This is a genomic window from Neisseria sp. P0022.S010 (genome assembly GCF_051956635.1).
Genome location: NZ_JBQCXF010000123.1, coordinates 1 through 7,824, shown reverse-complemented (window position 1 = coordinate 7,824; position 7,824 = coordinate 1). Strand labels below are relative to the sequence as shown.

The 7,824-nt window shown below is 52.1% G+C and carries 10 protein-coding genes; 9 read left to right on the top strand and 1 reads right to left on the bottom strand.

Going from position 1 to position 7,824, the window contains the following annotated elements:
* Positions 1–95 precede the first annotated feature (95 nt).
* From ACTHUT_RS11270 to ACTHUT_RS11240, 7 genes are all read left to right on the top strand, one after another.
* A complete protein-coding gene (locus ACTHUT_RS11270; RefSeq protein ID WP_036492127.1) occupies positions 96–524 on the top strand; it encodes a hypothetical protein in 429 nt (142 codons plus the stop codon).
* Positions 525–825: 301 nt separating this feature from the next.
* Complete coding sequence (locus ACTHUT_RS11265; RefSeq protein ID WP_440385955.1) at positions 826–2,043, top strand: MFS transporter; 1,218 nt, start codon at positions 826–828, stop codon at positions 2,041–2,043.
* Between the two features lie 164 nt (positions 2,044–2,207).
* Positions 2,208–2,867, top strand: coding sequence for an amino acid ABC transporter permease (locus ACTHUT_RS11260; protein ID WP_003748035.1), 660 nt, complete (start codon positions 2,208–2,210; stop codon positions 2,865–2,867).
* The gene (locus ACTHUT_RS11255) at positions 2,857–3,525 is read left to right on the top strand and encodes an amino acid ABC transporter permease (RefSeq protein WP_049344971.1); all 669 of its coding nucleotides are present in this window, start codon (positions 2,857–2,859) and stop codon (positions 3,523–3,525) included. The genes ACTHUT_RS11260 and ACTHUT_RS11255 overlap by 11 nt, the downstream gene beginning before the upstream one ends.
* A gap of 1 nt (position 3,526) precedes the next feature.
* Positions 3,527–4,258 (top strand): amino acid ABC transporter ATP-binding protein, encoded by a 732-nt coding sequence (locus ACTHUT_RS11250; RefSeq protein ID WP_440385954.1) that lies wholly within the window; start codon positions 3,527–3,529, stop codon positions 4,256–4,258.
* 75 nt (positions 4,259–4,333) lie between these two features.
* Complete coding sequence (locus ACTHUT_RS11245; protein WP_070606254.1) at positions 4,334–5,188, top strand: amino acid ABC transporter substrate-binding protein; 855 nt, start codon at positions 4,334–4,336, stop codon at positions 5,186–5,188.
* A gap of 217 nt (positions 5,189–5,405) precedes the next feature.
* The gene (locus ACTHUT_RS11240; protein ID WP_070823129.1) at positions 5,406–5,861 is read left to right on the top strand and encodes a four-helix bundle copper-binding protein; all 456 of its coding nucleotides are present in this window, start codon (positions 5,406–5,408) and stop codon (positions 5,859–5,861) included.
* Positions 5,862–5,925: 64 nt separating this feature from the next.
* Here ACTHUT_RS11240 and ACTHUT_RS11235 read toward each other — a convergent pair whose 3' ends face one another.
* A complete protein-coding gene (locus ACTHUT_RS11235) occupies positions 5,926–6,459 on the bottom strand; it encodes an acyltransferase (RefSeq protein ID WP_036492142.1) in 534 nt (177 codons plus the stop codon).
* Between the two features lie 281 nt (positions 6,460–6,740).
* Here ACTHUT_RS11235 and rpmE point away from each other — a divergent pair, with 281 nt between their 5' ends.
* Together rpmE and ACTHUT_RS11225 are read left to right on the top strand one after the other, a co-directional pair.
* Positions 6,741–6,956: a 50S ribosomal protein L31 gene (rpmE, locus tag ACTHUT_RS11230; RefSeq protein ID WP_003681847.1), complete on the top strand. Its 216-nt coding sequence runs from the start codon at positions 6,741–6,743 to the stop codon at positions 6,954–6,956.
* 223 nt (positions 6,957–7,179) lie between these two features.
* A partial coding sequence (locus ACTHUT_RS11225; protein ID WP_440418806.1) for an ArnT family glycosyltransferase occupies positions 7,180–7,824 on the top strand: 645 nt, incomplete at its 3' end.

The following is a 7,824-nucleotide window of genomic DNA, read 5'->3' as shown; positions in this document are numbered from 1 at the left end:
CCTCCTCCAGCACCTACACCTAAACAAGAGCCTCAAGTGATCATCCGCGAGATCATTAAAGAAGCTCCTAAACGCATCCGTCAATAAGGACAAATTTGAAACGGATCCTATTGGGTATAGCCTTGGCAGCAGGCTTGAACTCTTTGGCCGCTGCCGATGCTGTCAGTGACTATATCCAACGCAAAAAAGTCGTGGTCAATACAGCCAAGGCGGAGCTTTGCTTTGCCGATGACGGTCAGTGCCATCCGGTATTAATCGGCAAGACCACGCCGAAAGGCAAATTCAATATGACACCGATGATGACCAGCAAACCGGGTTACGGTGGCGAGGTTATCGGCTTCAAAGAAGAAAATGACTTTCTGTTTGCGTTACACCGGGTATGGACGCTCAAGCCGCAGGAAAGGCGCATGGAACGCATCGCTTCTCCCAATGTGGCCGACCGCATCATAACCAATGGTTGTATCAACGTACAAAATAATGTGTACGAAAAACTGCGTCAGTATTTCATTCTGGAAATCATCTGATGTAAGTCAGTCAAACAAAGGCCGTCTGAAACTTTTCAGATGGCCTTTCTTCTCAAACGAAAATTCAACGGCAATTTGCTTGCTCCGTCAGAGCCAAACGAAGAATATTTGGCCGCTTCATTCTCTACTCATCCTCAAGCCATATCACTTTTTACCATATCCAAAGAACCAACGGTTATTTATGCCGTTTCTTGCCCAATGCTAGAATCGCGCGTTTATATATCGGCCCGCCGAGAAATCAAATAAATAATATAGTGGCAGGAATAGCTTTTATTCCCCGCCCCTTACACACTCAAACATCATGACCGATTCTTCTGCCAAATTACCCAATTTATGGCTGCTGATTGCCGCTGCCGCCTCCATCCTGCTGATTACCATCGGCATGAGGATGACTTTAGGGCTTTTTGTCCTGCCCGTCGTCAACTCGACCGAGTTGAGCATGACCCAGTTCAGCCTGATTATTGCCGTTTTCCAATTGATGTGGGGCATATCGCAACCCTTGTCGGGCGCGTTGGCCGACCGTTTCGGCGCGTTTAAGGTTTTAGCCGGCGGTACAGTTCTGTTGATTGCCGCCTGTCTGATGGTGCCGCAAATGCCAACTTATTGGGGGCTGATGCTGGGTATCGGTTTATTGTTGGCATTCGGTACGGGTTCGGGCGGATTTTCCATCATTATGGGACAGGTCGCCGCCAAAACGCCGCCTCATCGGCGTGGCTTGGCTTCCGGCCTGGTCAATGCAGGCGGGTCCGCAGGGCAATTTTTGTTCGCGCCGCTGGTTCAAGGTTTGATTGCCCTGCCCCACGTCGGCTGGACGGGGACATTTTATGTCTGGGCAGTCATTGCCATCTTGATTTTGCCGATTTCTTGGTGGTTGGCCGGCGGCAAACATGCTGCTCATACCGTCCATACCGATGACGGCGGCCAAACCCTGAAGCAGGCCGTCTGCAAGGCTTTCGCCAACCGCAGCTATATCTTGCTGCATTTGGGTTTCTTTACCTGCGGTTTCCACATCGCCTTTTTGGTTACCCACCTGCCGACCGAAATTTCACTTTGCGGCCTCCCTGCTACGGTCGCTTCGACCTCCATTGCCATTATTGGTTTGGCAAACATTGCCGGCTGTATTTTTTCAGGCTGGTGTACCGGCAGATTTTTGGGCAAATACGTCCTCTTCGGTTTATATGCTTCGCGTGTCGCCATGATATTGATTTATCTGGCCGCACCTAAAACCGATTTGAACTTCTATCTTTTCGCCGCCGGACTCGGTTTCACTTGGCTGGCAACCGTCGCCCCCACCGCCGCCATTACCGGCAAACTTTTCGGCACGCGCTACTTGTCCACCCTCTTCGGGTTGACCATGTTGAGCCACCAAATCGGCGGCTTTTTGGGTTCGTACATCGGCGGCATCGTCATCACGCGCTTCAACGATTACGGCTGGATGTGGTACGCCGACGCAGTCTTGGCAGGCGCGGCCGCCCTGTTGAATTTACTGATTCATGAACGGAAAGCGGCTGCCGCCTGACGCGGAAACCTTGGCATTTCAAGGCCGTCTGAAACGTTTCAGACGGCCTTTGCCTTATTCCATTTTTTGTGTTTTATCCACAATCGATATTCCTATCCATTATTTAACACTCCCTTACAAACCCGTTAAAATACTGCCTTTATCATGCTGATTGTCTGACTCTGATGAACTGGTCTTATCTGATCGATGCCATCCCCAAATTCGTCGATGCGGCAAAGCTGACACTGGAATTGTCGGTATATGGTGTCGTTTTGTCGTTGCTGTTCGGCCTGCCCGTTGCCGTGGTTACGGCATACCGCATCCGCCCCTTCTACGCATTGGCACGCGCCTATATCGAGCTGTCGCGCAATACGCCCCTGCTGATCCAATTGTTTTTCCTGTATTACGGCCTGCCGAAAATGGGTATTAAATGGGACGGTTTCACCTGCGGCGTGATCGCACTGGTTTTCTTGGGCGCAAGCTACATGGCGGAAGCCATTCGTGCCGGTATTCTGGCCGTCCCCAAAGGGCAGATCGAAGCGGGCAAGGCCATCGGTTTGAGCCGCTTTCAAGTGTTCCGCTATGTCGAATTGCCTCAGGCATGGGCGGTCGCCGTTCCCGCCATCGGCGCAAACGTATTGTTTTTGATGAAAGAAACATCTATCGTCAGCGCGGTCGGCATTGCGGAATTGCTGTTCGTTACCAAAGACATCATCGGCATGGACTACAAAACCAACGAAGCCTTGTTCCTGCTGTTTGCCAGCTACCTGATCATCCTTCTGCCCGTTTCGCTTCTGGCGCGCTGGGCAGAAAACCGCGTACGGAGTGCAAAATATGGTGTTTGACTGGCTGTTTGAAGGACAAAACGCGGCACGCTTGGGCGAAGGCCTGTTGTTGACGGCGCAGATTTCCCTGGCCTCCGTTGCCGCCTCCTGCGTATTGGGTACGCTGTTCGGCTTGGTTTTACGTTCGCGCAACCGGCTCATCCGCTTTATCGGACGGTTTTATCTCGAAACCATCCGAATCGTGCCGATTTTGGTGTGGCTGTTCGGCCTGTATTTCGGCCTATCTGTCTGGACAGGCATCCACATCGACGGATTTTGGGTTTGTGTCTGGGTATTTACCATGTGGGGCATCGCCGAAATGGGCGATTTGGTCCGCGGCGCATTGGAATCGATTGAAAAACACCAGGTCGAATCAGGCCTGGCACTCGGCTTGAGCCGCGGGCAGGTATTCCGCTACATCGAGCTGCCGCAAAGCATCCGCCGCGTATTGCCCGGCGCCGTCAATCTGTTTACGCGCATGATCAAAACCAGCTCGCTCGCCTCCCTTATCGGCGTCATCGAAGTCGTCAAAGTCGGCCAGCAAATCATCGAAAACTCGCTGCTGACGCAACCCAATGCTTCATTTTGGGTTTACGGCCTGATTTTTATGCTGTATTTCTTCTGTTGCTGGCCGCTGTCGCTGCTGGCGGCAAAACTTGAACAAAAATGGGAACACTGACATGGCTTTACTGAGCATCCGCAACCTGCACAAACAATACGGCAACGTAACCGCCATTCAATCCTTAGACTTGGACTTGGAAAAAGGCGAAGTCATCGTACTGCTGGGTCCGTCCGGCTGCGGCAAATCCACCCTCCTGCGCTGCGTCAACGGTTTGGAGCCGCACCAAGGCGGCAGCATCGTGATGGACGGGGTCGGCGAATTCGGCAAAGACGTTTCCTGGCAAACCGCCCGGCAAAAAGTCGGCATGGTTTTTCAAAGCTATGAACTGTTTGCCCACATGACCGTCATCGAAAACATCCTCTTAGGCCCGGTGAAAGTACAAAACCGCAACCGTGCCGAAGCAGAGGCACAAGCCGACAAACTGTTGGAACGCGTCGGCCTGCTCGACCGCAAAAACGCCTATCCGCGCGAACTCTCCGGCGGCCAGAAACAACGCATCGCCATTGTCCGCGCCCTGTGCCTGAATCCGGAAGTCATCCTGCTGGACGAAATCACCGCCGCACTCGACCCCGAAATGGTGCGCGAGGTCTTGGAAGTGGTTTTAGAACTCGCCCGCGAAGGCATGAGCATGCTCATCGTAACCCATGAAATGGGGTTTGCCCGTAAAGTTGCCGACCGCATCGTCTTCATGGACAAAGGCGGCATCGTCGAATCGACCGACCCCGAAACCTTCTTCTCCGCCCCCAAAAGCGAACGCGCCCGCCAATTCTTGGCAGGCATGAACTACTGATTTTATTTTCAGGCCGTCCGAACCCTTTTTCAGACGGCCCCCACTTTCAACCAAACATTTGAAAAGGAAACACTCATGCAATTGAATGCCAAATTCAAAGCCCTCCTCGCCTCTGCCGCCATCGCCGTCGGCCTGACTGCTTGCGGAGGCGGCTCCGGCGATGCCCAATCTTCACAAAGCAGCGGCGCGGCAACCGTTGCCTCCATCAAAGAAAAAGGCGTCATCCGTATCGGCGTATTCGGCGACAAGCCTCCGTTCGGCTATGTTGACGCCAACGGCAAAAACCAAGGCTTTGACGTTGAAATCGCCAAAGACCTGGCCAAAGACCTGCTCGGCAGCCCCGACAAAGTCGAATTCGTCCTGACCGAGGCCGCAAACCGTGTCGAATACGTCCGTTCCGGCAAAGTCGACCTCATCCTCGCCAACTTCACCAAAACACCCGAACGCGCCGAAGCCGTCGATTTCGCCGATCCTTACATGAAAGTGGCCTTGGGCGTGGTTTCCCCAAAAGACAAACCGATTACCGACGTTGCGCAATTGAAAGACCAAACCCTGCTGGTCAACAAAGGCACCACCGCCGACGCCTTCTTCACCAAAAGCCATCCTGAAGTCAAACTGCTGAAATTTGACCAAAATACCGAAACCTTCGACGCACTGAAAGACGGTCGTGGCGTAGCACTCGCCCATGACAACGCCCTGCTGTGGGCATGGGCAAAAGAAAACCCGAATTTTGAAGTCGCCATCGGCAACCTCGGCCCTGCCGAATTCATCGCCCCAGCTGTTCAAAAAGGCAACACCGACCTCCTGAACTGGGTCAACGGCGAAATTGCCGCCATGAAAAAAGACGGCCGTCTGAAAGCCGCCTATGAAAAAACCCTCTTGCCCGTGTATGGCGAGAAAGTCAAACCGGAAGAATTGTTGGCGGAATAAACCGACTATTTTCTCGGCAAAAAGTCACTTGGCCGTATTTCAGCTATCCGATTTGTGATTGATTTAAACAAATATCATACCTAACAACAGGCCGTCTGAACGTATTATCGATACCTTCAGACGGCCTGTTGTTTAAAAACAAATAACATGATAACCTTTTAATAATGGATGAAATAATTCGTCCGATATTTCTACAAAGCAAAAAGGACTCTATCTTATGAACCGTCGTCAATTTATCGGCAGCGCTGCTGCCGTCTCCCTCACCGCCGCCGCTTCTTTTGCCCGTGCTCACGACCATGCAGGCCATGCACACCATGCTGGTCACGCGCATTCTGCACCGCGTGCCTACGAAGCTGCGCGCAAAGCGGCCGCACATTGCGTTGAAGCTGGCCAAATCTGTCTGGCGCACTGCATCGCCCTGTTGAGCGAAGGCGATACCTCCATGAAAGACTGCGCAGCCGGCGTCAATCAAATGCTGGCACTGTGCGGCACCTTGCAAAACCTCGCCGCCCAAAATTCACGCCTAACCCCGTCTTTGGCAAAAGTGTGCATCGAAGCCTGCAAACAATGTTCCGCCGCCTGCAAAGAACACGCCGGCCACCACGCCGAGTGCAAAGCCTGCTACGAATCTTGCTTGGCTTGCATTAAAGAATGCGAAAAAATTGCCGCTTAAGCACTATTGAAAAAAGGCCGTCTGAAATCTTTCAGACGGCCTTTTGTTTATGGTTTCATTCACGCTATTCTGCTGCAAGCTCTTGCTCATCCAACAGCTTTTTCTTCACAACCGCAGGATTGCCCGCAGCCACGCAATAAGGCGGCACATCTTTGGTAACCACCGAACCTGCGCCGATTACCGCGCCCTTGCCGATGGTAACGCCGCCCATGATAATCGCACGCCGGCCGATCCAAACATCATCTTCAATCACAATCGGGCGAATGTCCGTATAGCCTTCAAAGCGGCGGGTTTCAGGGTTGAATTTGTGGTTGGTCGAATAAAACAGGCATTCCGGCCCCATCATCACGTTCTTGCCGAGGGTCAGGCCGTGGCAGATTTCGCAATTGACGCCGATACCCGAATTGTCGCCGATTACCGTATCCGGAAAAACATATCCGCCTTTTTCGATATTGACGTTTTTGCCGATGTTTGGGGAAATGCACGCAGCCAAAGCGGCGCGGAATTTTTGCGCAATCCGGCCGAAGGGTTTGCAATAAGACGGAGGCAACATTCCTCCCCAGACACGCAAAATACGCGTCAATATCCTTTTTTGCATGGATTCCGTCTCCTGTTCGTAAAAGCGTAAATATTAATCAGACTATTATTTTTCTTAAAGTTTCACATCTAGAAGAGGTTTTACATCCTCTTTTCAGTTGAATTACAGCCCGATTACACAGTATTTGGTTTGAAACTCTATTCTAAACTGTTCTCGCCTGTTGCGAAACTGCCCGCTATGCAAAATATCCGCTTGACGAAACAGCCAAAAATAGCGAAAATCCCACGCTTAACTGAAGTACAGGCAAAACCCCTGTGCCCGCTTAATCGAAAGGAAATCAAATGAAACAAGGTATTCACCCGAACTACCACGAAATCAACGTTACCTGCTCTTGCGGCAACAAATTCGTAACCAAATCCGCAATGGAAAAAGACAGCTTCAACGTTGAGGTTTGCTCTCTGTGCCACCCTTTCTACACCGGTACTCAAAAAATCGTCGACACTACCGGTCGCGTGGACAAATTCAACAACAAATTCGGCAACCTGTTCAAACGCTAATTGCCGCTTTGTCAAAAAGACTGCTTCCTGCAGTCTTTTTTGCATTCAGGCCGTCTGAAACCTTTCTTTCAGACGGCCTCGCCATATCGGATAAACATCCTTCAAACACCCGATAAAAACGAGCCGTAAGCATTATTTTACAAAGCCCTCCAGTCCGGCATATCGCGCAAACCCGTCAAACCCTGTACCATTGCCATTCAAACCAACCGTTTTTTGACCTTCCATGCTGACTTACACACCGCCCGATCCGCGCCGCCCCCAAAAAACCCATGAAAAACCGTGGCTTCTGCTGCTGATGGCCTTTGCCTGGCTGTGGCCGGGCGTGTTCTCGCATGACTTGTGGAACCCTGCCGAACCCTCCCTCTTTACCGCCTCCGAATCCATGAAAAACGGCGGCAGCCTGCTGGTTGCACAAATCTTCGGCCAACCCGACTTCACCATCTCCCCGGCTTTTTTGTGGGCGGCAACCGCATTCCAAACCCTGTTTTCGCCTTGGGCGGCCGATGCCTATGATGCCGCGCGTTTTGCCGGCGTGGTATTCACCGCCGTCGGACTGACCGCCTGCGGTTTTGCCGGTTTCAACTTTCTTGGCAGACACCACGGCCGCAGCGTTGTCTTAATCCTTATCGGCAGTATCGGTTTGCTGCCCATCGCCCACTTCCTCAATCCCATATCGGCCGCCTTTGCCGCATTTGGATTGATTCTGTGCGGCTTTTCACTGGCACGCCGCCGCGTCATTATTGCCATTTTGCTGTTGTGCGGCGGCTGGGTTTTACTCTCCCTTTCCTCAGGCTATCTGCTGACCGCGGCCATGATGTTTTTGGCACTTGCCCTGTCGTTCCATTCCACTTGGCAAAGCAAACGCTAT

Excerpts from the sequence above, each read along its gene's own strand:
- ACTHUT_RS11265 (WP_440385955.1), top strand. The coding sequence starts at position 826 with ATGACCGATTCTTCTGCCAAATTACCCAATTTATGGCTGCTGATTGCC.
- ACTHUT_RS11260 (WP_003748035.1), top strand. The coding sequence starts at position 2,208 with ATGAACTGGTCTTATCTGATCGATGCCATCCCCAAATTCGTCGATGCG.
- ACTHUT_RS11255 (WP_049344971.1), top strand. The coding sequence starts at position 2,857 with ATGGTGTTTGACTGGCTGTTTGAAGGACAAAACGCGGCACGCTTGGGC.
- ACTHUT_RS11250 (WP_440385954.1), top strand. The coding sequence starts at position 3,527 with ATGGCTTTACTGAGCATCCGCAACCTGCACAAACAATACGGCAACGTA.
- ACTHUT_RS11245 (WP_070606254.1), top strand. The coding sequence starts at position 4,334 with ATGCAATTGAATGCCAAATTCAAAGCCCTCCTCGCCTCTGCCGCCATC.
- ACTHUT_RS11240 (WP_070823129.1), top strand. The coding sequence starts at position 5,406 with ATGAACCGTCGTCAATTTATCGGCAGCGCTGCTGCCGTCTCCCTCACC.
- ACTHUT_RS11235 (WP_036492142.1), bottom strand. The coding sequence starts at position 6,459 with ATGCAAAAAAGGATATTGACGCGTATTTTGCGTGTCTGGGGAGGAATG.
- rpmE (WP_003681847.1), top strand. The coding sequence starts at position 6,741 with ATGAAACAAGGTATTCACCCGAACTACCACGAAATCAACGTTACCTGC.